The 24,552-nt window shown below is 69.7% G+C and carries 16 protein-coding genes; 6 read left to right on the top strand and 10 right to left on the bottom strand.

Features of this window, described 5'->3' with window-relative positions:
* Nucleotides 1-7 precede the first annotated feature (7 nt).
* Nucleotides 8-970: a LysR family transcriptional regulator gene (locus BM115_RS25905; RefSeq protein WP_092301431.1), complete on the bottom strand. Its 963-nt coding sequence runs from the start codon at nucleotides 968-970 to the stop codon at nucleotides 8-10.
* Between the two features lie 122 nt (nucleotides 971-1,092).
* Here BM115_RS25905 and BM115_RS25900 point away from each other — a divergent pair, with 122 nt between their 5' ends.
* Both BM115_RS25900 and BM115_RS25895 read left to right on the top strand, forming a co-directional pair.
* Nucleotides 1,093-2,226 (top strand): hypothetical protein, encoded by a 1,134-nt coding sequence (locus BM115_RS25900; protein ID WP_092301428.1) that lies wholly within the window; start codon nucleotides 1,093-1,095, stop codon nucleotides 2,224-2,226.
* Between the two features lie 91 nt (nucleotides 2,227-2,317).
* Nucleotides 2,318-3,319 (top strand): tripartite tricarboxylate transporter substrate binding protein, encoded by a 1,002-nt coding sequence (locus tag BM115_RS25895; protein ID WP_092301425.1) that lies wholly within the window; start codon nucleotides 2,318-2,320, stop codon nucleotides 3,317-3,319.
* A 200-nt stretch (nucleotides 3,320-3,519) separates the two neighbouring features.
* Here BM115_RS25895 and BM115_RS27405 read toward each other — a convergent pair whose 3' ends face one another.
* On the bottom strand, nucleotides 3,520-3,789 hold the full coding sequence (locus tag BM115_RS27405) for a hypothetical protein (RefSeq protein ID WP_177232283.1): 270 nt from the start codon (nucleotides 3,787-3,789) through the stop codon (nucleotides 3,520-3,522).
* A gap of 320 nt (nucleotides 3,790-4,109) precedes the next feature.
* On the opposite strand from BM115_RS27405, the gene BM115_RS25885 reads away from it, so the two are divergent.
* A complete protein-coding gene (locus BM115_RS25885; RefSeq protein ID WP_092301422.1) occupies nucleotides 4,110-4,604 on the top strand; it encodes a BON domain-containing protein in 495 nt (164 codons plus the stop codon).
* Between the two features lie 116 nt (nucleotides 4,605-4,720).
* Here BM115_RS25885 and BM115_RS25880 read toward each other — a convergent pair whose 3' ends face one another.
* From BM115_RS25880 to ligD, 4 genes are all read right to left on the bottom strand, one after another.
* Nucleotides 4,721-5,764, bottom strand: a complete 1,044-nt coding sequence (locus tag BM115_RS25880) for a non-homologous end joining protein Ku (protein ID WP_092301419.1) — start codon at nucleotides 5,762-5,764, stop codon at nucleotides 4,721-4,723.
* 195 nt (nucleotides 5,765-5,959) lie between these two features.
* Complete coding sequence (locus BM115_RS25875; protein ID WP_092301416.1) at nucleotides 5,960-8,041, bottom strand: hybrid sensor histidine kinase/response regulator; 2,082 nt, start codon at nucleotides 8,039-8,041, stop codon at nucleotides 5,960-5,962.
* Between the two features lie 228 nt (nucleotides 8,042-8,269).
* The gene (locus tag BM115_RS25870; RefSeq protein WP_177220017.1) at nucleotides 8,270-8,644 is read right to left on the bottom strand and encodes a hypothetical protein; all 375 of its coding nucleotides are present in this window, start codon (nucleotides 8,642-8,644) and stop codon (nucleotides 8,270-8,272) included.
* Nucleotides 8,645-8,795: 151 nt separating this feature from the next.
* Nucleotides 8,796-11,459 (bottom strand): DNA ligase D, encoded by a 2,664-nt coding sequence (gene ligD / locus BM115_RS25865; protein ID WP_092301413.1) that lies wholly within the window; start codon nucleotides 11,457-11,459, stop codon nucleotides 8,796-8,798.
* A gap of 291 nt (nucleotides 11,460-11,750) precedes the next feature.
* On the opposite strand from ligD, the gene BM115_RS25860 reads away from it, so the two are divergent.
* Complete coding sequence (locus BM115_RS25860; RefSeq protein ID WP_092301554.1) at nucleotides 11,751-12,752, top strand: SDR family oxidoreductase; 1,002 nt, start codon at nucleotides 11,751-11,753, stop codon at nucleotides 12,750-12,752.
* A gap of 28 nt (nucleotides 12,753-12,780) precedes the next feature.
* On the opposite strand, the gene treY is transcribed toward BM115_RS25860, so the two are convergent.
* The 4 genes from treY to BM115_RS25840 all read right to left on the bottom strand — a co-directional run bounded on the left by treY (nucleotide 12,781) and on the right by BM115_RS25840 (nucleotide 21,813).
* A complete protein-coding gene (gene treY, locus BM115_RS25855; protein ID WP_092301411.1) occupies nucleotides 12,781-15,363 on the bottom strand; it encodes a malto-oligosyltrehalose synthase in 2,583 nt (860 codons plus the stop codon).
* Nucleotides 15,360-17,303: a malto-oligosyltrehalose trehalohydrolase gene (gene treZ / locus BM115_RS25850; protein WP_092301551.1), complete on the bottom strand. Its 1,944-nt coding sequence runs from the start codon at nucleotides 17,301-17,303 to the stop codon at nucleotides 15,360-15,362. The genes treY and treZ overlap by 4 nt, the downstream gene beginning before the upstream one ends.
* A gap of 15 nt (nucleotides 17,304-17,318) precedes the next feature.
* Entirely contained in the window at nucleotides 17,319-18,923 is a 1,605-nt protein-coding gene (gene glgA, locus BM115_RS25845) for a glycogen synthase GlgA (protein WP_255370993.1), read from the bottom strand.
* A gap of 364 nt (nucleotides 18,924-19,287) precedes the next feature.
* A complete protein-coding gene (locus tag BM115_RS25840; RefSeq protein ID WP_092301409.1) occupies nucleotides 19,288-21,813 on the bottom strand; it encodes a glycogen/starch/alpha-glucan phosphorylase in 2,526 nt (841 codons plus the stop codon).
* 244 nt (nucleotides 21,814-22,057) lie between these two features.
* Here BM115_RS25840 and BM115_RS25835 point away from each other — a divergent pair, with 244 nt between their 5' ends.
* The gene (locus BM115_RS25835) at nucleotides 22,058-22,240 is read left to right on the top strand and encodes a hypothetical protein (RefSeq protein ID WP_092301406.1); all 183 of its coding nucleotides are present in this window, start codon (nucleotides 22,058-22,060) and stop codon (nucleotides 22,238-22,240) included.
* A gap of 307 nt (nucleotides 22,241-22,547) precedes the next feature.
* Nucleotides 22,548-24,443, top strand: a complete 1,896-nt coding sequence (locus BM115_RS25830) for a PAS domain-containing hybrid sensor histidine kinase/response regulator (RefSeq protein WP_255370992.1) — start codon at nucleotides 22,548-22,550, stop codon at nucleotides 24,441-24,443.
* Nucleotides 24,444-24,552 lie beyond the last annotated feature (109 nt).

Here is a 24,552-nt window from a genome sequence, read left to right as displayed (position 1 = left end):
GCCGATTTCAGTCCGGCAACGCCTCGCCCACCGCGTCCCGATCCTTCCTGTGCTTGGCCGCAATCCGATGGGTCAGCGCCACCAGCGCCGCAACGGCCGGGTCGGCGTCGTTGGCCCGGTAGCCAAGGGTGAGCGGGGCGCGCAGGCGGTCGGTCTCGACCATGCGGCAGTAGGCCACGCCGTGGCGGTTGAGGCCGGCCATCGACGCCGGCACCACGCTCACGCCGGCGCCAGCGGCTACCAGGTTGAGGTTGGTCAGCATCCGTTCCACCTCGGCGCCGATGCGCGGCGTGAAGCCCAGCGCCTCGCATTCGCGCAGCAGGTCGCCGTACATGCCCGGCGCGCCGGGCCGGCGCACCAGGATGAACGGATCGCCCTTCAGCTCGCGTAGCGATACCGGCGTGCCGCCGGCCACGCCTTCCTCCGCCCGGCGCCGCAGCAGCGCGTGGTCCAGCGGCAGGGCGATCACCATTTCTTCCTCGAGCAGGAGGTCGAAGCGCACGCCTTCCGGGTGCTGCACCGGCGCGCGGAGCAGGGCGGCGCTGAGCGTGCCATCGGCCAGTTGCTCGATGGCTTCGGCCGCGTTGCGCTCGGTCAAGGAGAGCGTCACGCGCGGAAACTGCCGCCGGCATGCGCGCAGCACCTCCGGGGTGAGCTTGTGCGCCGCCGCCGAACTGGTGAAGCCGATGGCCAGCGCGCCTTCATCGCCACGCGCCATGCGCTGCATGCGCGCGCGCATCTGCTCGATGCGGGCGAACAGCTCCACGGCGTCGCCATGGAGCGCGGTGCCGGCGGCGGTCAGCGCCACGCCGCGTGGCTGGCGGTCGAACAGGGACACGCCCAGCTCGGTCTCCAGCGCCTTCAGCTGCTGGGAGAGCGGGGGCTGCTGGATGCCCAGTTGCTCGGCGGCGCGGGTCACGGAGCCGGTTTCGGCCACGGCCAGGAAGTAACGCAGGTGTCTCAATTCCATCGGTAGGTCCGATATGTTGTGAATATGGCAGATGCAGAAAGCATATATTTTACGAGCAGCCCCCGCCGGCCTAGTATTGGCGTTTTGCCTGATACGGCAGACATAAGACCAAGGAGACCCCCATGCCCGGCGCGCCACGCTTCGCCCGATTCACCTTGCTGATGGCCGCCACGGCGGCGCTTGCCGCTGGCTGCGCCAGCCAGCCCCCGGCGCCTTCGGTTTCCGCGCCGTCCGCCGCGCCAGCCGCCCCCTCCGCCGCCGCCAAGCCCCAGTGGCAGCGCGTGCACCTGGGCAGCGGTGCCGGCTATGATTTCCCGGTCTACGCCAACCATCTGCTGACGGCGGACCTGCGCGGCATCCGCGAGGTGGTGTTCGTGCAGCACGGCCTCCAGCGCAATGGCGACGATTACTACGCGGCCGGCGCCGCGCTGCTCCAGGCCAGCGGCCGCAAGCCGGAAGAGGTGTTGCTGATTGCCCCGAACTTCCCCGGCACGCCCGATGCCGCCAAGCATTTCGACAACATGCCGGTCTGGACCGTGCAAGGCTGGATCGGCGGCGAAGACGCGGTGTCCGGCCCCGGCGCCGGCGTCAGCTCGCTCCAGGTGCTGGACGACCTGCTGGCCTTCGTCACCGACAAGTCGCGCTTCCCCGGTGTGAGCAAGGTCACGGTGGCGGGCCATTCCGGCGGCGCCCAGATCGTCCACCGCTACGCGGTGCTCAACAACGTGGACGAGCGCGTGCGCGCGCGCGGCATCGACCTGCGCTACGTGGTGGCCAATCCCTCGTCCTATCTCTATTTCACGCCGGACCGGCCGGTGGCGCCGGACCTGAAGCGCTTCGCGCCCTACAGCACCGCCGCCTGCGCCGATTACAACAAGTACCGCTACGGCATGCAGGACATCGTGGCCTACGCCAAGGGCGCCGATGGCATGACGCTCTACCAGCGCTACATGCAGCGTCAGGTTACCTATATGGTGGGTAGCGAGGACAACGATCCGAACCATCGTGTGCTCGATAAGGCATGTGGGGCCGAGGCCGAAGGCCCCACGCGCCTCCAGCGCGGGCGTGCCTACCAGCGCTACGAGCAATTCCTCGCCAAGCCGGGCCAGACCAGTCGCCATCGCGCCTTTGAAGTGGTGGGGGTGGGCCACGATCAGGCGCGCATGTTCGGCTCGCAGTGTGGCGCGCAGGCAGTGTTCGGCATGGACCCGGCCGCCAATGCGGCGGGCGCCGCGTGCCGCGCGCCGCAGCTGTAAAGGCCTGGGCAAGACGGGGTTTGCCCCCACGGCAGGCGGGGCGGGGTGGTGCTAGGATGCCGCGAGCTATTCGACTCGCGCCCCTGCATCCATGCCGTTCCCTCCGGTTCCGCCTGACCGGGCCCGCCGCCGCCTGACCCATGGTCTGGCCGGACTGGCCGGACTCGCGGTACTCCCGCTGTTCCCCCGCGCCGCATGTGGCGCAGACACCACGCACTTGCTGGTCGGCTATGCCGCCGGCGGGGGTGCCGACCATATCGCCCGTCTCGTTGCCGACAGCCTGACCACGGACGGCGTGCCCACCATCGTCGAGAACCGCCCCGGCGCTGCCGGCCAGATCGCCCTGCACGAGGTGGCGCGCGCCACGTCCGGCCCGCGCACCTTGCTGCTTGGCACAGTGGGCTCGGTCAGCATCGGCCCCTTGCTGGCCGCTGCGCCCGAGCCGCCGGCCACGCCGTTGCAGCCAGTGGCCATCGTCGCCAGCACGCCGCACGTGCTGCTGGCCTCCGCCGGGGCGCCTGCCGCCGCGCAAACGCTCCAGGCCCGGCTGGCGGAAGCCCGCCGGCGCCCCGGCGAACTGGCCTACGCCTCGCTCGGCACCCATTCCAGCGCCCATTTGGTGGGCGAACTGATCTGCCAGCAGGCGGGGGTGTCGATGAACCACGTGCCGTATCCGGGCAGTGCCCGTGCGCTGGTCGATCTGCAGGGTGGTCACGTGGCGCTGCTGGTCAGCACGCTGCAGGCCGCGCTGCCGCTGATGCGGCAGGGCAAGGTGCGCGCGCTGGCGGTGACCGGCGCCGCGCGCAGCCCGCTTGCGCCGGGTGTGCCGACCTTCGAGGAGGCCGGCGTGCCCGGCATGCGGCAGGACGCCTGGTACGGCGTGCTGGCGGCGCCCAGCATGCCGGCGCGCGCCTGCGCGGCGCTGGCGGACCGCTTCACGCGGCTGCTGCGCACGCCGGCACTGCAGCAACGCCTCGGGCAGGATGGCGCCGAGCCGCTGGCGCTCACTGGCGCGCAGGCGGCCGACTACCTGGCGCGCGACCGCGAGGTATGGCGGCAGGCCATCGGGCGCGTGGCCAGCCGGCTCGCCTGACGCTTGGTCCAGGCTTGGTCCGGGCGAGCTGCCTATATATATAGAGAGAGGATGGTAAGAAAGACGCCGGGGCACCCTTGCGAGTGCCCCGGCGGTGGACCCCGTTCATCTGCCGCGCCTTGATTTCAGCGCGCTGCGGCAACCGTGGAAATGCCGCGCGGGGTCCGGAAAAACGAAGAAAAAACGAAGAGGGCGCCGACTTACGGCTGGCGGCTCTTGTCCTGGTCCTTCTGGCCACCTTGCTGGCCTTGTTGTCCTTGCTGGCCGCCCTGTTGTCCGCCCTGCTGGCCTTGACGGCCGGACTCCTGTTGCTGCTGACCACCGCGTTGGTCCTGGTTGCCCATCTGGCCCCCGCCTTCGCGTTGTTGGTCCTGGCTGCCACCTTGCTGGTTACCGCGCTGGCCGGGTTGCTGCTGCTCTTGCTGCTTCTGGCCCGGTTGGGATTGGTTCCCCTGTTGCTGCTGTCCCATTGCTAGTCTCCATGTCGCGGCGAGGCTGCCGCAGGCCCAGAGTCGCAATGGCCGTGCCAAGCCCTCGGAGGTTGAGAATGTGGGGGAAAAGTGGGGGTTATGGCATCTTTAGGGCATCTGTCAGACATACAGGTAACGCATGCGTGGCTCCCCATGTGCGCCGATTTACAACGCGTGCCGTGTTTTTACCGGTCGGGCGCGTCGCCCACGTGGCCCCGGCGCGGAAAACCGCCGCGAGGCCCTGTCCACGCGTCATTTGGGCGATCTGGCACGCGATGTGCAGAACAGTGGCTGTCACTTCCTCAACAAGGAGATCGAGCATGAAGACAGCACAGACCCTGCGCATTACACGTATTGCACTGATGACCGCCGCGCTCGCCGCTGCGGGTGGCGCGCATGCCCTGGACATGGGGGGTGGCGGCTTCATCAAGGTGGCCGACACCAGTGTCCGCAGCGATAACAGCGCGGCCCCGCCGGCAAACAATGCGTCGGGCATGCCTGGCCATACCGAAGGTGACAAGGAAAAGCGTCCCGCCGCGACCACTGACGCCAAGATGGACGCCAGCGTGGACAAGGGCGTGGATAACTCCAAGCAGGTTGTCACCGACAGCGCGTTGACCACCAAGGTCAAGACGAAGCTGCTGGCGACCAAGGACCTCAAGTCCACCGGCATCCACGTGAAGACCAAGGACCGCGTGGTGGCCCTGACCGGCACGGTGCCGACCAAGGACCAGCACGAGATGGCGCTGGAAACGGTGCGCTCGGTGGAAGGTGTGAATTCGGTGCGCGACAACCTGAAGGTATCGTCGCGTTAATGCACACGCGCTAGTTTTTTATGCGCGGCGACCTCGTCGTCGCCCTCTGCGCGGAGCCGCGGTCATCCCACGTACCGCGGCTCTTTTTGCGGCTCGTCTTGCGGCTTTGACTTCGGTCAAGCCGCTTTGCGCTTTTTGGCGGGGGCGGCCTTCCTGGCTGCGGCCTTCTTCGGCGCGGCTTTCCTGGTCGCCGCTTCCTTTGTCGATGTCTTTGTCGATGTCTTTGTCGATGCCTTTGTCGATGCCTTTGTCGATGCCTTTTTCGCCGTCGCCTTCCCCGCAGCCTTCTTCGTCGCCGGCTTTTCCTCTTCCTCGTCATCCAGAAGATCGGCATTGCGGCTGGCCGGCCTGGCCGGTGCCTTGCCCCGATGGCCGATGCTCTGCTTGAGCAGCGCCATCATGTCGATGACCTTCGCGCCCTTGCCGCTGGGCGCCGCTTCCTCGGACGCCGGCGTCAGCAGGTGCGTCTTGCCGGCCTTGATCTTGGCGTGGATGCGCGCCATCAGGTCTTCGCGATAGGTGTCGCGGTACTGCTCCGGCTTCCAGTCCTCGCTCATGTCCTTCACCAGCCTGGTGGCCATGGCCACCTCGCGCGGGGTCGCCGCCTTGCCCTTGCCACCAGAAGGCAGGCTGAGATCCTCGATCGGCACCACCTCGTCCGCAAAGCGCATCGTATTCAGCACCAGCGCCTTGCCCACCACCAGCAGCGCCGCCAGGTGCTGGCGGTTGCGCAGTACCACCAGCGCCAGCGCGGCGCGGCCGGTCTTGCGCAGGGTCTCGTGCAGCAGCGCGTAGCCGCGCTCGCCGCGCTTGTCCGGCTCCAGGTAGTAGGGGGTGTCGAAGTAGTAGGGCGGAATGCTGTCCGCTTGCACGAAGCTGACGATGTCGACGGTCTGGGTGGCCTCGACGTTGGCCTGCCGGAAGTCCTCGTCGTTGAGCACCACGTACTCGTCCTTCTCGTACTGGTAGCCCTTGACGATGTGCTCGCTGTCGATGACCTTGCCGGTGTGTTTGTTGATGCGCTGGTAGCCCACCGGCGCCATGTCGCGCTGGTCCAGCAGGTCGAGGTCCAGCGTATGGCTGCGCGAGGCGGTCTTCAGCGCGACGGGGATATTGACGAGGCCAAAGCTGATGGCCCCTTTCCAGATGACGCGGGACATGGCCCGTGGCCCCTACGCGCGCTGCGGCGGCGGGGGCGGGAGATCGCCCGGGGGCGGATCGCTGACCGGCTCGGGCGGACCCGGCGGCGGCTCCGGCGGCGGGGCCTCGGGCGGCGGGGGCACGATGTCGGGTTCGGGCGTGATGTGCAGGTGCAGGGGCGGGGGCAGGGGCAGATCCAGCATGAGGCTCCTTGGTCAGGCGTCTAGTTCATCGAGCATGCGGGTCAGGGCACCGAGGTCGGCGGGTTTGACCAGATGCAGGTCGAACCCCGCCGCGCGCGTGCGCCGGCGGTCGTCGGGCTGGCCGAAGCCGGTCAGCGCCACGATGCGCGCGTGACGCAGCTCGGGAATCTCGCGCAGCCGGCGCGCGGTCTCGAAGCCGTCCATGGTCGGCATGCCGAGGTCCAGCAGCACCACGTCCGGCCGCACGCTGGCCGCGCACGCCACGGCGCTCTGGCCATCGGGCGCCGTCACCACGGTGTGGCCGAGCGTCTCCAGCGTCATGGTCATGGCCTCCAGCGCATCGACGTTGTCATCGACCAGCATGATGGTGTGCGCAGTGCCCGGCTGGGGGCGCGATTTCCCGGTCGGCGGATGCCAGTTCTGCCACGGTTCCACGGGCAGTTCCACGACGAAGGTGCTGCCCATGTTGCGGCCCGGGCTTGCGGCGCTGACCCGGCCGCCATGCAGCGTGACCAGCTTCTGCACCAGCGTCAGGCCAATGCCGGCGCCTTCGCGCGCGGCAAAGGTATCGGGATCCGTGGCGATATCGGCCGGCTGGGGCGCGTCGCCGTCCCGGTCATCGTGCTCGGCATGCAGCGCGGCCAGGCTCGGGACCGGATTGGCCGCGACGTTGGCCGCTGCGATCGACGCGGCATCGGGCGTCGGCGTTTCTTCCAGCGGATTGCCGGACTCCGGCGCCAGCGGATCGAACAACTGCCGTTGCAGCGCCTGGGAGAGCCCGGCGCCGTTGTCGCTCACGCGCACGATCACCCGGCCATCGGCTGCGGCGGCCTCCACGGCCAGCGTGCCGCCCTCGGGCGTGTACTTGGCGGCGTTGTGCAGCAGGTTGGCGAAGATCTGGGTCAGGCGGACCATGTCGCCGCGAATCGGCAGCGGCTGCTCGGGCAGCGACAGCCGCAGCGTGTGCTGGCGTTCCTCCAGCAGTGGGCGCACCGTCTCCACGGCCGTGTTCAGCGCGCCGCGCAACTCCACGAGGTCCCGCCGCAGGGTGATCTTGCCCTGGTTGAAGCGGGACACGTCGAGCAGTTCGTCGACCAGCCGGGTCATGTGATGCAACTGCCGGCCGATGATGTCCCGCGCGCGGAACATGTCCTCGCGGCTTGGGGAGAACTGCTGGAGCAGGTCCACCGCGCTGCGCATCGGCGCCAGCGGGTTGCGCAGTTCGTGGGCCAGCATGGCGAGGAATTCGTCCTTGCGGCGTTCCTCGTTATGCAGCGTGCGCTCGGCGCGCTTGTGGCGCGTCACGTCCTGGCAGATGCCCGCCACGCGCAGGCAGCGGCCATCCGCCCCGCGCACGGGGAAGGCGCGCATATGGACTTCGCGGATCTCGCCGTTGGGGCGTTCGAGCTGGAATTCGGTGTCGAGCAGGCCATCGCGCAGCATGCTCTGCCATTCGGCTTCCATGCGCGAGCGTTCCTCGGGCAGCACCCATTCGAGCCAGCGGTGCGGGTCTTGCAGCACCGCCTGGGTCGGGCGGCCCCAGAGCGATTCGAACGAGGGGCTGACGAACAGGAAGCGTCGGGTGGTCGGGTCGAGAATCCAGACCACATCGGCCAGCGCCTCCGCCAGTTGGCGGAACAGGTCTTCGTTTTCGTGCAGCGCCTGCGAGGTGCGGCGGAAGGCATCCTCAGCCCCGCGCATGCGCAGCAGGGCGTTGATGCTGGAGACCAGTTCCTCCGACTCCACTGGCTCGATCAGGAAGCTGTCGGCGCCGCCGTTGAGCGCCTGTACGCGCCGGTGGGAATCGGACATGCCGGGTGACGTCAGCAGCACCAGGGTGCGCGCGCTCTGCGGATCATTCTTGATCAGGCGGCAGACTTCCAGTCCGTCCACGTCGGGCAACTGGGTGCCGAGCAGCACGAGATCCGGGGTGTGCTGGCGGACCAGCGACAGCGCAGCCTGGCCGTTCGACGCCTCCAGCACCGAGAAGTCGGCCCGGTGGAGGATCCGGCTCTTGACGTAGCGCGGCCCCTCGCGGTCTTCCACGTTGAGAATCAGCGGGCGCCGGCTGGGATGGGCGGTCGAGGCGTTCATGGCTGGCAGGCGGCAGGATCGGCCGCGATAGTGAAGACGGATGCCCGGAGTGCGCCACGCGTGGCAAGGCCGGCCGGACGTGCCGGCAGGGCGGCGTCAGGTGTCGGGAATAAGGATCGTATTGTAATAATTACCTGCATACCGCCCGGTTCCGTTGTAGTTTCGACATACGAAGTTCAGGCTTGAAAAGTGGCGATAAATTCACGTGCTCTTTGCTGTGATGGGCTGTTATTTGCGCTGCGCCTCGCCGCTGTGGGCTTCCGCGCTGGGCGACGTCCCGCCTTGCGGGCCTGCCGAGCCCGGCGCCTCTACGGACTTTTGCGGCACCTTGCTCTCCGAGGTCTGACCGCTGGGGCTAGGGCCCTTGCCGAAGCGGGCTGCCAGTTTGTCCTGCACCGCGGCCAGTTGAGCCGCCTGCACCTTGGCTTCCTCGGCTTCCTTGACCTTCTTGGCCTCGGCTGCCTGCTGCTGTTCAGGTGTGGGCGGAGGCAGCTTGGCCTCGGCGGTGGAGGCCAGCAGGACGGCCAGTGCGAGCGTCAGCCCGCCCAGGACCGCGCGTTGCCAGAAGTCGTTCGAGAACCATGGGTCAGGGAGATGTTTCATCGGATTTGCCTCGTCTTATGTGCCGGCGTGGGCGGGGGTTTTCCGATGGGAGTGGCAAGAAGCGTGCCGCGCATGCCGAGGCGCTGACAGACGGAGCCGGACAGGCCGCCCGGGCCAGTGCCGGACGGCCTTCGGGGTGGTCCTGCCGGGCTCAGGAGCCGGCCAGCCGCTTGCTGGCCTGGGTCAGCGTCTGGCGTACGGCGTCGTGCCCGGCCCACGGGTCGTGCCGGGCCATTTCCTCCAGGCGCGGGCCCACGTTGGCGATGGTCCAGTGCGCCGCCGAGGTCAGGTCGGCCAGTTCCTCCCAGGCCACCGGCACGGACACGCCCAGCCCGGGCCGCGCGCGTGCCGAGAACGCGGCGGCCGTGGTAGCCCCGACACCGTTGCGCAGGTAATCGATGAAAATCTTGCCAACCCGGTTGCGCGGCCCGCTCTTGGCCACGAAGCGGTCGGGAATCATGGTCGCCATGTGCTGCACCACCGCCTGGGCGAAGTCCCGCACGGGGTCCCAGCCCCAGTTCGCACGCGGCGCCAGCGGCACCACCACGTGCAGGCCCTTGCCGCCGCTGGTCTTCAGGAAGCTTTGCAGCCCCAGTTCGTCCAGCAGCCCCTTGGTCAGCGTGGCGGCCTCCCGGATGGCCGGCCACTTCACCCCCTCGCCGGGGTCGATGTCGAAAATGACCCGGTTCGGCCTGTCGAGGCTGCGCGCCACCGCGTTCCAGGTGTGGAACTCCACCACGTTGAGCTGCGCCACCGCCACGATGGCCGCCTCCGTGGCGATCTCCAGCAGCGGCGGATGGCCGGGCCAAAGCTTGGGGTCGAGCGGCTTCACGCCGTCGATCTTGAGGGTGTCGCCGTGGCGCTGGAAGAACTGTTCGCCATCCACGCCGGATGGGGCGCGCACCAGCGCAATCGGCCGACCCTTGAGGTAGGGCAGCATCAGCCCGGCGGCGCTGGCGTAATAGCGCACGAGGTCGCCCTTGGTCAGCCCGGTGGAGGTGTCGATCACCCGGTCCGCATGGCTGACGACGATCTTGCCGATGGTCTCCTTGGCCGGGGCTTTCCTGGCCGGGGCTTTCTTTGCTGCCGACTTGGCCGCCTTGGCCGACGTGCCCGACTTCGCCGCCGCCGCCGGCTTCTCCACCGACACCGCGCCGGCCGGCTTGTCCGTGCGCAGGCCGTGGAACACCGAATGCCGCACGCGGCCCTCCTTGGTCCACGCGCCGAAGGACACCTCCGCCACCAGCTTCGGCTTGACCCAGTGGCCGCGAATGCCGCGCGGCAGGTCGTCGAACGGCGGGGCGTCCGTGACCAGGGGGTCGAGCTGCTTGCGCAGCGTGCCGAGCATCGCCGTGTCGAAGCCGGTGCCGACGTTGCCGGCGTAGCGCAGCTTGCCCTGCGCGTCGTGCACGCCCAGCAGCAGGGAGCCCAGCCCGCTGCGGCTGCCCTTCGGGTCGGTAAAGCCGCCGATCACGAACTCCTGCCGCAGCGTGCATTTGAGCTTGATCCACGTGTTGGCGCGCGTGCTGACGTAGGGCGCGTCGTTGCGCTTGCCGATCACGCCTTCCAGCTTCATGCGGCAGGCGGCGGCGAGCATCTCGTCCGGGCTGGCCTCGAAGCTCTCGCTGAAATGGAGCCGGGGCGCGGTGTTGGCCTCGAACAGCCGGCGCAGCAGCAGCCGGCGCTGGTCCAGCGGCACGGCGCGCAGGTCGTGGCCGGCGTAGTAGGGGAGGTCGAAAGCGTAGAACTGGATGGCGTCCGCGCGCGAGGTCTCGAACGCGTTCTGCAGCGCCTGGAAGTCGGTGATGCCCTGCGCGTCCACCACCACGATCTCGCCGTCCAACCAGCCGTCGGGCAGGCCCAGCGTGCGGATCTCCGCCGCGAGGGCGCGCAGCTTGGAAGTCCAGTCGTTGCCCTGGCGGGTGAACAGGCGCACGTCGTCGCCATCGACCCGGGCCAGCACGCGGTAGCCATCGAACTTGATCTCGTACTGCCACTGGCTGCTGTCGGCCGGTGCCTTCTCCACCAGCGTGGCGAGCTGGGGTGCCAGCGCCAGTGGCAGCTTGGCTTTCTTGGCGCCCTCGGGCAGGGCGGGGAGGTCGCGGGCCTTGGCCTTCTTGGTGGCTGCTGACTTGGCCGATTTGGCCGGTGCCTTCTTTGCAGCCTTCTTCGCCGCCTTGGCCGTGCCGGCCAGCACGCTGTCCGGCATGGCGTCCACCACATTGAAGGCCGACGCGGCCTGCGCGTACTCGTCGCGCTCCTTGATCAGCAGCCAGCCGTTGTCGCGTTGGTCGTCGCGCTGGCGCTTGCCGCCCATGCGCACGAGGGTCCAGTGGCCCTGCAGCTTCTCCCCGCGCAGTTCGAACTTGAGCTTGCCGTCCCGATAGCCGGCCGCCGGGTCGCCATCGGGCACCCAGGTGCCCCGGTCCCACACGATGACCGTGCCGGCGCCGTAGTGCCCGGCCGGAATCACGCCTTCGAAGTTGGCGTAGTCGAGGGGGTGGTCCTCCACGTGCACGGCCATGCGCTTGTCGGCCGGGTCGTAGCTCGGCCCCTTGGGCACGGCCCAGCTCTTCAGCGTGCCGTCCAGTTCGAGCCGGAAGTCGTAATGGAGCCGCCGCGCGGCGTGTTTCTGGATCACGAAGGACAGCGCCGGCGCCGCGCGCTTGCGGGCGGTCTTGGTTCCCTTGGCTGCCTTGCCCCCGCTGGGCTCCGGCGTGGCCGCGAAGTCGCGCTTGCCCCGGTACTTGCCGAGCGGTTCGGCGGCGTCCGGAGCGGGGTCGGCGGCACGGGTGGCACGGTTAGGTTGAGCCATGATCTGTCCTTCGGAGGCGGCGGGGCTGCGGCTTTCAGCTTATGCAGCACACGCCGCTTGCGAAAGCGGGAGCCGTCCTACACGCCGCCCCTTACCCGTTGTTGTAATTCCTGACAGCCGATGCTGCGCCGCACATCGGCGTGTCGCCGCCGCCAGCCGGGAACGGGACTTGCGGACTCGACAGGGGAGACACGCCACAGTGTCGTCAGCGTCAACAGTGCGCCCGCAGCAGCCCGGATGCCCGCGCGCCGCATCCCATCCGAACCGGGCCTGGCAGAGGACGACACGGAAATGAGACCCCTGAAACCAATTGGCTCGCAGGTCATCGTGCTGACGGGTGCCACCAGCGGCGTAGGCCTGATCACGGCGCGCAAGGCGGCCGCCGCCGGCGCCCGGCTCGTGCTGGCGGCGCGCAGCGAGGACGTGCTGCACAAGCTGGCCGAGGAGTTGCGCGAAACCGGGACCGAGGTCATCACCGTCAGGACCGACGTGGGCAACCAGGACGACGTGGCCAGGCTGGCCGAGGCGGCCATCGAGCGCTTCGGCGGCTTCGACACCTGGGTCAACAATGCCGGCGTGACCATCTTCGGCCGCCATGACGACGTGCCGCTGGAAGACCAGCGCCGCCTGTTCGACACCAACTACTGGGGCGTGGTGCACGGCTCGCTGGCCGCCGCCACGCACCTGCGCCAGCATGGCGGGGCGATCATCAACATGGGTAGCGAGGCCTCCGACTGCGCCATGCCGCTGCAGGGCGCCTACGCGGCGTCCCAGCACGCCATCAAGGGCTTCACGGACACCCTGCGGCTGGAACTGGAGCAGGAGAAGGCACCGATCTCGGTAACGCTGATCAAACCGGCCGGGCTGGAGACGCCCATGGTCAGCCACGCCAAGAACTTCCTGCATGTGGAGCCGAAACTGGCGGCGCCGCTCTATGACCCCGCGATGGCCGCCGACGCGATCCTGTTCGCCGCCGCGCACCCGCGCCGGGACATGTTCGTGGGCGCCTCCGCCAAGGCGTTCTCGGCCGCCGCCTACCACGCGCCGCACGCGTTCGACCGCTTTATGAGTCGCTTCATGGGCCGCGCCCAGCAGACGCGCGACCCGGCCGGCCCGCGCGAGGACAACACGCTCTACGAGGCTGGCAACTGCCTGCGGGAGCGCACTGGCAACCGCAAGGCGATCCAGTCCTGCCCGTACACGACGTCGGCCCGGCATCCGCTGCTGACGACGGCGCTGATGGTGGGCGCGGCGGCGACGATGGCGGGGCTGGTGCAACTGAGGCGGCGCTAGGGTGAGAGGGTGCGGGCCGGTTGTCGATTCAAGCCCGCACCAGCAGCGCCACCGGCAGGCTGGCCAGCGCGTCCTTCACGCGCACATAGCCCGCGTGGGACGGCACCGCGTGGCCGGTCAGCACATCGACCCAATCCCCCTCGGCATGCAGCGCGGTGTCGCCCCAGCAATGGGGCGGAATGCGGGGTAGCGCCGGGTCCACATGGGCGGCGGCCAGCCGCGTCACGATGACCATCGCTTCCACCGGCCCGCAGCGGCGCGAGAACGCCAGCACCTGCGGCGCCAGCTTGCCGATCGCCGCCCGCGCCGTGTATTCGCCCCGGCTGAACAGCGCCGGCTGTTCGGCCCGGTACGCCAGCACCGATCGGATCACCTGCTGCTTGATGCGGCCGTCGCGCCAGCGCGCCAGCCACTGGGCCCAGCCAGCCCGGCAGTCCAACCGCGCCTGAAGCTGCGCGTAGTCCGGCGGGCGCCGGTTGTCCGGATCGACGAGGCTGAAGTCCCAGCCCTCGTTGCCCTGATAGCGGTCCGGCACGCCGGGCGCCGTCAGCGCGAGCAGGGTCTGGGCGAGGCTGTTGAGCGCGGCGGCCGGGCCGATCCGGTCCGCGAAGCGGCCGATCTGCTCCAGCACGCTGTCTTCGCCACCGGACCCCAACGCGGCGAGGAACGCTTCGCAGGCTGCCTCGTAGGCCTCGTCGGGATGGGTCCAGCTCCCGTGGCGCTTGGCTTCGCGGATGGCCTTGCGCTGCCACGCCAGAATCCGCTCGATGAAATCGCGCTGGGCGTCCTCGCTCGCCAGCGCGCCGGCCTCCGCCGGCCAGGCGCCCAGCAGCGTCTGGTAAAGCATTGCCCGATCGGTGCCGTCCGGCCCCTTGGGGGAGGCCACCAGCAGCGGCCCGATCTGCGCTTCCCAGCCGGCCACGGCCTCGGCCCATGGCTCGGCGACCTCGCTCAGTACCGCCAGCCGCATGCGGGCATCCTCGCCGCGCTTGTGGTCGTGCGTGGCCACGGCCAGCATGGCGTGCGGCCAGTGCGCCTGCCGGTGCGCCATGCGCGCGTGGAACCGTTCCGGCGCCAGCGCCAGCGTGCCGGGAAAACTGCCGACTTCGTTACGGGACAGCAGCCGGCCGTAGCGATAGAAGGCGGTGTCCTCCGTGGATTTGGCCGCCAGCGCTGGCATGACCTGTTGCAGCCGGGTGCGGATGGCGCCGGCCGGAGTGTCGGCTGCGGCATCGCTTTGCAGGCAGCCCAGGAGGAAGTCGAGCGCCGCCGCCTCGTCCGGGGCGAGGTGGGTGCGCGCCTGCCCGGCGGCGCTGGCGACCATCGCGTCGTCGAAGGCTGGCTCGCCGGCCACGCCGGTGTAGTAGCTCCGATAAACCGGCACCGCCGCGAGGAAAGCGGTCAGCGCGTGGCGCAGCGCGTGGGCGGTGAGGTCGCGCGTGGCCGGCACCGACCGCGCCAGCGCGTGCAGGCGGGTGCAGACCGCGTCGATCTCGGCCACGAGATGCCGGGCGATCACGCGGTGGCGGGCCGACTTCACATAGTCGGGGTAGGGCCGGCTGTCGCCGCTGATGCGCATCCAGAGCATGTTCAGCGCGCCTTCGCCGCTGGCGTCGTGGAGTACGGCGGAAACCTCGTCCATGAAGTCGTAGCCGGTGGTGCCGTCCACGCCCCAGTCGGCCGGCAGCGGTTCGTCCTCGCCCAGGATCTTCTCCACCACGATCCACGGGTGCGCGCGGGCCCCCTCGGCGGGGCGGCCGGGGCGCAGCATGTCCAGCCGGGCGCGAAGCTGCCGGCAGTAGCCAGCGGGGTCGGCCAGCCCATCGACATGATCGACGCGCAGCCCGTCCACCCAGCCTTCGGCATAGAGGCGGAAGGCCAGCGCGTGGACGGCCTCGAACACGTCCGCGTTTTCCTCCCTCACGCCAACCAGCTCGGTGATCTCGAAAAAGCGCCGCCAGGTCAGTTCGGCGGCGCCAGTGCGCCACCACGCCAGCCGGTAGTGCTGGCGCTCCAGCAGCGCGTGCAGGGCTTCCGGGGTGCCCGGCGCGGCCATGTCGAGCATGGGCTCGGCCAGCGGCAGGCTGTGGTCGCCATAGCGCAGCGTGGCCGGGCCGCCGGGCGGGCGCTCCAGCTTGAGCGCGCCGGAGGTCAGCGTGTCCCAGTACGGATCGCCGAGGATCGGCAGCAGCACCTTGCCCTGCAGCGCGGGGTCGGCGGGCTGCCAGTCGATGTCGAAGACCTGCGCATGGGCGCTGCGCTGGCCGTGTGCGAGCACGTCGCGCCACCAGCCGTTGTGCGTGGCATCGGCCGCCATGTGGTTGGGCACGATGTCCACCACCAGGCCCAGCCCCGCCGCGCGGGCGCGCGTGGCCAGCGCCAGCAGGCCATCTTCGCCGCCCAGTTCCGGGTTGACCTGCGTGAAGTCGGTGACGTCGTAGCCGTGCGTGGAGCCGGGGCGCGCGGTGGTGACCGGCGACAGGTACAGGTGGCTGACGCCCAGCCCGGCGTAATAGGGCACCAGCGCCTCGGCATCGGCAAAGGTGAACCCGGCGTGCAGCTGGAGGCGCGCGGTGGCGCGCGGCACCCCGGCGTGGTCGAGGTCGCTCATGGATGTTGCAGGCAGGTCACACAGCAGTGTTCGGGGAGCGTGCCGGCGGCCAGCGTGGCGATGGCGCCGGGCTGGCTGGCGTGGATCATCGCGCCGCCGTCACAGTCGACCACCACGGGTTCCTCGCCCAGATTGAGCCAGATCGACAGCCAGCTGCCGTCGCCCAACCGCCAGCGCGCCACGAGGGCCTTGTCGCCCAGCACGGTCACGCCCTCGGCGCGGGCGTTGCGCAGGCGCGGCATCAGCTCGTTGCGGCGGATCGACAGCAACTCGCCGTAGTAGTGGTGCCACGCGCGGCAATAGCCGTCGGTGTCGTCACAGATCGGGCGGGACGCCTCGAAGGTCTCCGGCGCGTTGGGATCGGCGATCTGCGCCGAGCGGGTGTCGTCGCGGAAGGCTTCGGACGCCGCGAACTCGCGCCGGCGGCCATCGCGCACGGCCTGCGCCAGTTCGGGCGGGTGATCGGTGAAGTACAGGAACGGCGTGCGCGCGCCGTGCTCCTCGCCCATGAAGACGAGCGGGATCTGCGGGCAGAGCAGTTGCAGCGCCACGGCGGCGCGCAGCGCGTCCGGCTCCGCCAGGCTGGCCAGCCGCTCGCCGAAGGCGCGGTTGCCGGTCTGGTCGTGGTTCTGAAGGAAGGTGACGAAGGCTGTGGGCGGCAGTTGCGCGCTGGGCTGGCCGCGCCGCACCTCGCGGCCCTGCAGCGGGCCGTTCTCGTCGCCGGAGCGATGGGGCGATACCTCGCCCTGCCACGCGAAGCCTTCGGCCAGCACCCGGGCGAGGTGGTGGATGGGCGCCGTACTTGCGTCGGCAGCCACGGTCTCGGGCAGGCCGGCGTGGTACTCCCTGTAGTAGCCGTCATGCTCGCCGGTCAGCAGCACGTGCAGCGCGTGGTGGGCGTCGTCGTTCCACTGGGCGTCGTAGCCGGCGGCCAGCAGTGCGGCGTCGTTGTGGTCGTTCTCCAGCACCAGATGCAGATGGCGGCCCGGCAGGCAATGGCGCAGGTCGTGCGCCAGTTGCGGCAGCCAGCCTTCGTCCTCGATGGCGTGCACGGCGTCCAGCCGCAGTCCGTCGAAGCGGAACGATTCCAGCCAGTAGCGCGCGCTCTCGCCAAAGAACCGCCGCACCTCGGGGCGCCGGAAATCGATGGCCGGCCCCCACGGGGTCTGGCGGTCGTCGCGGAAAAAGCCGCTGGCGTAGCGGTGCAGATAGTTGCCCTCGGGGCCGAAGTGGTTGTAGACCACATCGAGCAGCACCATCATGCCCAGCCCGTGCGCGGTGTCGACCAGCGTGCGCAGGTCGTCCGGCGTGCCATAGCTGCGCTCGGGCGCGAACGGCAGCACGCCGTCATAGCCCCAGTTGCGCGCGCCGGGAAACTCGGCCAGCGGCATCAGTTCGATGGCGGTGAAGCCCAGCGCGGCCAGCCGGTGCAGTTGCGCGGTGGCGCCGGCGTAGCCGCCGGCCAGCCCCACGTGCATTTCATAGATCACGGCCTCGTGCCAGGGGCGCCCGCGCCATTCGGTGTGGTGCCACGCGAACGGCTCGGCCGGCTGGCACAGCACGCTGGCGCCGTGCACGTCCTCGGCCTGAAGCCGGGAGGCGGGGTCCGGCACGATGGTGCCGTCGTCGAGCCGGAACCAGTAGCGCGCGCCGTCGCAGCAGGCGGTCACGGCTTCGAACCAGCCGTGCTCGGTGGGCGCCATCATCACCGGCGCCATGCCGGCCACTTCGAGCCGCACGGGCTGGTCCTCCGCGGCGGCGTCCGGCGCCCAGAGGCGGAAGCGCACGCGGCCATCGGCCAGCCGCACCGGGCCGAAGCGGTAGGATTCGGCGCTTTCATCGTCACATGGCAGCAGGCGCGTGTCCGCGCCGAGCGTCTGCCATTGCGGAACCGGGGGCACGGGCCTGGCGCCGGTACCGGGCGCGGGCATGGCATACATCATGGTGCGCTACCTTCAGGCCGGCAGGCCCGGTGTGACCGGTTCCACGGCGGGCGTGGGCAGGGCGGGACGAGGGGCGCGCGACGGACGCGCGGCGGGGGCCGCCACGGCATCCGGCAGCGGGGCGGGTACTGCGGCGGGAACATGGGCGAGGGCCGGCGCCAGCGCGCGGTACATCGCCAGATACTGTTGCGCCGGACCTTCCCAGCCGAACTCCGTCTGCATGCCGGCACGCTGCATCGCGCGCCAGTGGCGGGGGCGGTGGAACCAGTCTAGTGCGCGCGTGATGGCGGCGCCCATCGTTTCGACCGAATCGCCATCGAAGACGATGCCGGTGGCGCGGGGAGCAGGCAAGGCATCCTCGCCCACATCGCGCACGGTGTCAGCCATGCCGCCCACGCGGGAGACGATGGGCACTGTGCCGTAGCGCATGGCGTAGACCGGGGTCAGGCCGAATGGCTCGAAGCGGCTGCCGTGCAGCAGGGCGTCCGCGCCGGCGTGGAGCAGGTGGGCGTCTTCCTCGCGATAGCCGATGGAGATGCCCACGCGGTCCGGGTGGCGGGCGCCGAGCGCGCGGTAGGCCGCCTCCAGCGCCGGATCGCCGCAGCCGAGCACCGCGAACTGCACATGGTCATGGCGGCGCAGCGCCGCCTCCATCGCCAGCACGGCCACATCGGCCATTTTCTGGTGGGTGAGCCGGCTGCCCATGGCGATCAGGGGCCGGTCCGGCGCCTGCGCCAGGCCGTGGCGCGCCTGCAGCGCGGCCTTGCAGGCGCGCTTGCCGGCGAGGTCGCGGGCGTCGTAGCGCTGCGGCAGCAGGCGGTCGGCGCGGGGCGACCACGCGTCCGTGTCCACGCCATTGGGAATGGCGCCGAGCACCTCGGCGCGGTGGCGCAGCAGGCCGTCCAGCCCATGGCCGAAGGGTTCGGTGAGGATCTCGCGCGCATAGGTGTGGCTCACCGTGGTCACGCGGTCCGCGTAGCGGATACCGGCCTTCAGGAAATTGACCTTGCCCCAGAACTCGATGCCATCCGGCGTCAGGCAGGCCGGCGGCAGGCCCAGCGCGGCGGCGCGCTCCATCGGAAACACGCCCTGGAAGGCGAGGTTGTGGATGGTGGCCACGGTGGGCACCGGCAGGCCGCGCGCGCGCATCAGCAGTGGCGTGAGCGCCGCATGCCAGTCGTGCGCGTGGACCAGTTGCGGCGCCGGCAGCGGGGTCTCGCCGGCGGCGATGAGCGTGGCGGCGTGGGCCAGTGCGGCGAAGCGCTGGGCGTTGTCGCAGAAGTCGCGCCCGGTGGCGTCTACATAGAGCGAGCCGGGCCGGTCATAGAGCGAGGGGCAGTCCAGCAGCACCACGCGCACGCCGCTATCGGGCGTCTGGCCTTCCAGCAGCCGCGCCGGGCTGTGGCCGGGCGGAAGCGCCATCGGCAGCCGGATCGCGCCGAGGCTGCGCAACTGCTTCGCCGCCGCCATGGCCCGGGGATAACCGGGCATCAGGATCGTGACATCGGCGCCGCGCTGATGCAGCGCCTGCGCCAGTCCGCCCACCACATCCGCCAGCCCGCCGGTCTTTGCCAGGGGGTGCGCCTCTGCCGCCACAAACAGGATGTTCGCGTTCAAGATGAGACTCCGCTTCCAGGTCGGTTGGAAACGAACGCGCGGGCGGCTTGCCTGCCGCCATCGCGCCGGGTTCGTTCTTCTTGGCTTGCCTGCGCATTGCGCCCCCTGCGCACGGGGGCGCCGATCCGCTGGGGCCGGAAGGCGGCGGATGGCGAGCGAACAACCCGGGGTGCGAAGGGGCGCAGAAAATCGCGCGGCTTCAGCAATGCGAACTCCGTGCCAGCATGCTGCACTGCGTGACGGGCGCGCCGCGTCGTGGCTGGTGGGGACGGCGGCGGCCCGGCAGGGCGGGGTTGTGTATAAGGTGCCCGCCCGGTTGTAGAAACTACCGCGCCTGCTGCCGTCGAAGAGCCATCGACAACATTTACGATCCACTGCCCCCGCAGCGCTCGCTGAAGGTGTCGATGCCTTCGGCCTCCGCAAGACGGGCGCCTTGCACCTGCCCGCTGGACCGGTGCAGCAGGCACACCGGCACCGCCCGTGCGCGCCAGACGCGCTGGCAGTACTGCTCGATCGCCCGGTCGGACGAGAACCGCCCCGAGCGCGCGCTGGAGAGCACGGACATGCGTTGCCAGCGCTCGTTGTCGACGTAGGCGGCCGAGACCTGCTGCTGGCAGTGCAGGTAGGAGGCGAAGTCGGCCATCAGCAGGTAGGGGTCGTGCTGGAGCAGGCCGTCGAACAGCGGGCGGAACACGGCGGCGTCGCCCTTCGAGAAGAAGCCGTGCTGGATCAGGTCCACCACCGCGCGCAGCTCGGGGCTGCTGTCGTAGTAGGTGGAGGGGTGGTAGCCGGCGGCCTTGAGCGCGTAGACCTCGGACGCGTTGAGGCCGAACGGGAAGAAGTTGTCGGCGCCGATGGCGTCGCGCAGCTCGATATTGGCGCCATCCATGGTGCCGATGGTGATGGCGCCGTTCATCGCGAACTTCATGTTGCCGGTGCCGGAGGCCTCCTTGCCGGCCAGCGAGATCTGCTCGGAGAGGTCGGCGGCGGGGTAGATCTTCTGGCCGTGGGTGACGTTGAAGTTGGGCAGGAATACCACCTTGAGGCGGTCTCGCACCTGCGGGTCGCGGTTGACCACGCCCGCCACCGAGGTGACGAAGCGGATCATCAGCTTGGCGTAGTGGTAGCCGGGCGCGGCCTTGCCGGCGAACAGGAAGGTGCGCGGCTGCACGTCCGCGTGCGGATCGGACTTGATGCGGTGGTAGAGCGCGATGATATGGAGCACGGCCAGGTGCTGGCGCTTGTACTCGTGGATGCGCTTGACCATCACGTCGAACATCGAGTCCGGGTCCACCACCACGCCGGTGGTGTCGCGCACGAGGCGAGCCAGGTCCTGCTTGTTCTCGCGCCGCACGGCCTGCCAGCGTTCCCGGAAGGCGGGGTCGTCGGCGTACGGCTCCAGCGCCTGGATCTGGTCGAGGTCCTTGATCCAGCCGTCGCCGATGGCTTCGCTGACCAGCCGCGTCAGCCGGGGATTGGCCAGCGCCAGCCAGCGGCGCGGCGTGACGCCGTTGGTGATGCTGGTGAACTTCTCCGGCCACATCTCGTAGAGATCCTTGAGCACGTCCTCGCGCATCAGCCGGGAGTGCAGCTCCGCCACCCCGTTGATGGTGTGACTGCCAACGCACGCCAGATGGGCCATGCGCACGTGCCGCTCGCCGTGCTCGCTGATCAGCGAGAGCCGCGCCAGCCGCGATTCATCGCCATAGAAGCGGATGCGCACCTCGTCCAGGAAGCGCGCGTTGATCTCGTAGATGATTTCCAGGTGGCGCGGCAGGATGCGCTGGAACAGCGGCAGCGGCCATTGCTCGAGCGCCTCCGGCAGCAGGGTGTGGTTGGTGTAGGCGAAGGCGCGGCGGGTGATGTGCCAGGCTTCGTCCCAGGCCAGGTCATGGTCGTCGATCAGCAGCCGCATCAGCTCGGCAATGCCCACCGCCGGGTGGGTGTCGTTGAGCTGCACCGTGAACTTCTCGTGGAAGCGCGTGACCGGCAGGCCCTGCGTGGCCAGCAGGCGCAGCATGTCCTGCAGCGAGCAGGACACGAAGAAGTACTGCTGCTCCAGCCGCAACTCCTTGCCCTGCTGGGTCTCGTCGTTGGGGTAGAGCACCTTGGTGAGGTTCTCCGACGTCACTTTCTTGTTCACCGCGCCGAGATAATCGCCCCGGTTGAAGGTGTGGAAGTCGAACGCCTCGGTGGCTTCCGCGCGCCACAGCCGCAGCGTGTTGACCGTGTTGACGCGGTAGCCGAGGATCGGCGAGTCGAACGGCACCCCCACCACCATCTTGGCCGGCACCCAGCGCACGCGGTAGCGGCCCCGGTCGTCGGTGTAGTGCTCGGTATGGCCGCCCAGCCGCACCTCCACCGCCCATTCGGAGCGCTGGATCTCCCACGGATTGCCGTTGCGCAGCCACGTGTCGGTGCTCTCCACCTGCATGCCGTCGATGATGCTCTGGTGGAAGATGCCGTACTCGTAGCGGATGCCGTAGCCCAGCGCCGGAATCTCCAGCGTGGCGAGCGAATCCATGAAGCAGGCCGCCAGTCGCCCCAGGCCGCCGTTGCCGAGGCCGGGCTCCTCCTCCTGCGCGAGGATATGGTCGAGGTCCAGGTTGAGCGCGGCCATGGCGGCGCGCACTTCGTCCGCGATGCCGAGGTTGACGAGGTTGTTGCCGAGGTGCGGCCCCATCAGGAATTCGGCGGACAGGTAGGCCACCGTGCGCGACGGCTGGCTCTGGTAGGCCTCGGCGGTGCTGATCCAGCGCTGCACCAGGCGGTCGCGCACGGTGTGGGCGAGCGCCTGGTAGAGGTCGTTGCCGCTGGCGTGGCTGGGCACCATGCCCTGGGTGTAGAACACGTGATCGAGAAAGGCCCGCCGGATGGTGGCGCTGGACATCGACGTCCGGGTGTCGTCCGAGTGTTCGGCCGCGGGAGAGGGACCAGAGGGACCAGCGGGACCAGCGGGACCAGAAGGGCCGGAAGGGGCTGGCCGCAGCCGGGATGCTTCGTTCATCACTTGGCTCCTGAAAGGCTGAAAAAGCTGGCTGGTATGGAAACTGCTGCCTTGTCGGGGGTGTCTACCTGTGGGTGCCCTACCCATGGGTGTTCCACCCACTCCCTGCGACGACGAGGCCCCCAGCATGTCGAACCATATTCCGCATGATCCCGCGCGCCGGCCAGACCGCCGGCCCGACCAGTGTCCCGACCACAACAAGGAGAAGGGAGACCAGCCCGCGCGCAACCTGCCCGACAAGCATCCGGTGCCGCCTTCCGTGAAGCGGCACAACAGCGAATCGGACGAGCCGCCCGTCGAGAATTACTGAAACGGTTCATTATCGACAGACCCCCGGCGGCGCCGTCTGGTTCACCCCCGGCGGCGCCCTCACCTCGTCCATGGCGCGGGCGTGAGCACCGTCTATGATGAAAGCGCCGGTGCTCACGCCGGCGGGAGTCGTGCTCCCAAATCGTGCTCCCACCTACGGGCCGGGATAACCGCCATCCCCCGGTCCCTTCAGGTTGGCTTCCAAGAATAGCCGCGACTGCGCCATAAGAGAGGGAGTTCCTATGCCGGATCGGCAGATGCCGGGCCTCGCATCCATGGGTGAGGGGGCCCGTGCCGCCGCAGGCGCCATGCATGACACGGCGCCCCTTGCTCCGCGCGCGAGTGCCTGGCTCGCCGCGCTGGATGACGTCGCCATCTTCGACCTCACGCCCGAGGGCTGCGTGCGCACGTGGTCCGAGGCCGCCGAACGTGCCTTGCTCTACACCGCCGACGAGGTGACCGGCTGCCAGCTCGCCCGCTTCCACACCCCCGAATCGATCCAGTCCGGCGAGCCCGCGCGCCTGCTGGACACCGCCCGTACGCTGGGCCGGGCCGAGGAACGCGGCTGGCGCGTGCGCCGCGACGGCACCGCGTTCTACGCCGCCGTGGTGATCCAGGCCATCAACTACGCCGATGGCGCCCCGGACGGCTTCGCGGTGGTCTATCGCGACATCACCATCCGCTACGCCGCCGAGGAACGCGCCCGGGAGGTGGAGGCGCGCCACCAGCAACTGCTCGACACGCTGCACGAGCAGGCAGTCTGCGAACTCGGGTTCGATGGCGAGATCCGCGTCTGGAATGCTGGCGCGACGGCGCTGTTCGGCTACAGCCCGGAGGCGGCGGTGGGCCGGCCGGTCTCGCTGCTGTATTCCCGCCAGGACGTGGCCAGCGGCCATGACCTCGCCACGCTGGGCGAGGTGCGCACCAACGGCCAGTGGACCGGCGAGGCGCGCCTGCAGCGGCAGGACGGCATGCTGGTGCGCTGCCATATCCGGCAGGCGCTGCTGCGCGACGCCGGCGGCTGCCCGGTCGGCATCCTGTGGACCGCGCGCGATATGTCTGACATGGCCCGGCTCGAGGAACTGGAGGGCGCCGGCCGGCGCGTGCAGGCCTTCCTCGCCATCCTGGCCCACGAGCTGCGCAATCCGCTGGCGCCCATCCGCAACGCCGTGGACGTGATCCGCCTGACGCCCTCGACGGACACGCGCATCCGCCACTGCGCCGAAATCATCGGCCGCCAGCTGCAACTGCTGACGCGGCTGGTCGCCGATTTGATGGACGTGGGCCGCGTCACCACGGGCAAGCTCAAGGTGCAGCCGGTGCCGACGATGGTCAACGACATCGTCACGTCGGCCGTGGAGGCCATCCGGCCCGCGCTGGACGCGGCGGGGCAGAGCCTCTCGCTCACGCTGCCCGCCGGCCCGGTCTTCGTCAATGCCGATGCCGGGCGGCTGGGGCAGGTGCTCTCGAACCTGCTGAGCAACGCCACCAAGTACACGCCGCGTGGCGGCGCCGTCTCGATCCACATGACCACCGAGGGTGGCAACGTGATCACGGCGATTGGCGACTCGGGCAAGGGCATCGCGCCGGAGGCGCTGGACCGCATCTTCAACCTGTTCGCGCAGGAGGGCGATGATGGCGAGCGCGGCGGCGGGCTCGGCATCGGGCTGGCGCTGGCGCGCGCCGTGGTGGAAGCGCATGGCGGCGCCATCCAGGCCAGCAGCGGCGGGCCGGGGCGCGGCAGCACCTTCACCGTGATCCTGCCGGAGGTGGAAATGGACGGCGCCACCGTGCCGCGCGCAACCGCCACCGATTGCACCGGGCTGCGCATCCTGATCGTGGATGACAGCGCCGACTCCGCCGACAGCATGGCCGAACTGCTGACCGTGCTCGGCCACGACGCCCGGCCGGCCTACAGCGGCATGCAGGCGCTGGAACTGGTGCGCGACTTCGCCCCGGACGTGGTGCTGCTCGACCTGGAGATGCCGGACATGAACGGCTTCGAGGTGCTGGCGGTGCTGCGGCCCGATCCGGCCAACACCGCCAATGCCGATGGCACCGGCCCGCGCATCTTCGCCCTGACCGGGCACGGCACGTCGGACGACCGCAAGCGCACGCTGGCGGCCGGCTTCGATGAGCACCTCGTCAAGCCGCTGTCGATCGAGACACTGTGCCGGGCGCTGGCGGGGGATGGGGCGGGGTGAGCGTGGTGGGTGGCTTGATGCGCCGCCCCTCTCCCCCGGCCCCTCTCCCAGGGGGAGAGGGGAGACCACCGAGGGTTTTCTCCCCTCTCCGAGGGCGATAGGGGAGACC

The organism is Cupriavidus sp. OV096, assembly GCF_900115455.1.
In the GTDB taxonomy this organism is placed as follows: Bacteria; Pseudomonadota; Gammaproteobacteria; order Burkholderiales; family Burkholderiaceae; genus Cupriavidus.
Note: the sequence above shows the minus strand (reverse complement) of the source record. Positions and strands in the feature narration are given on the sequence as shown.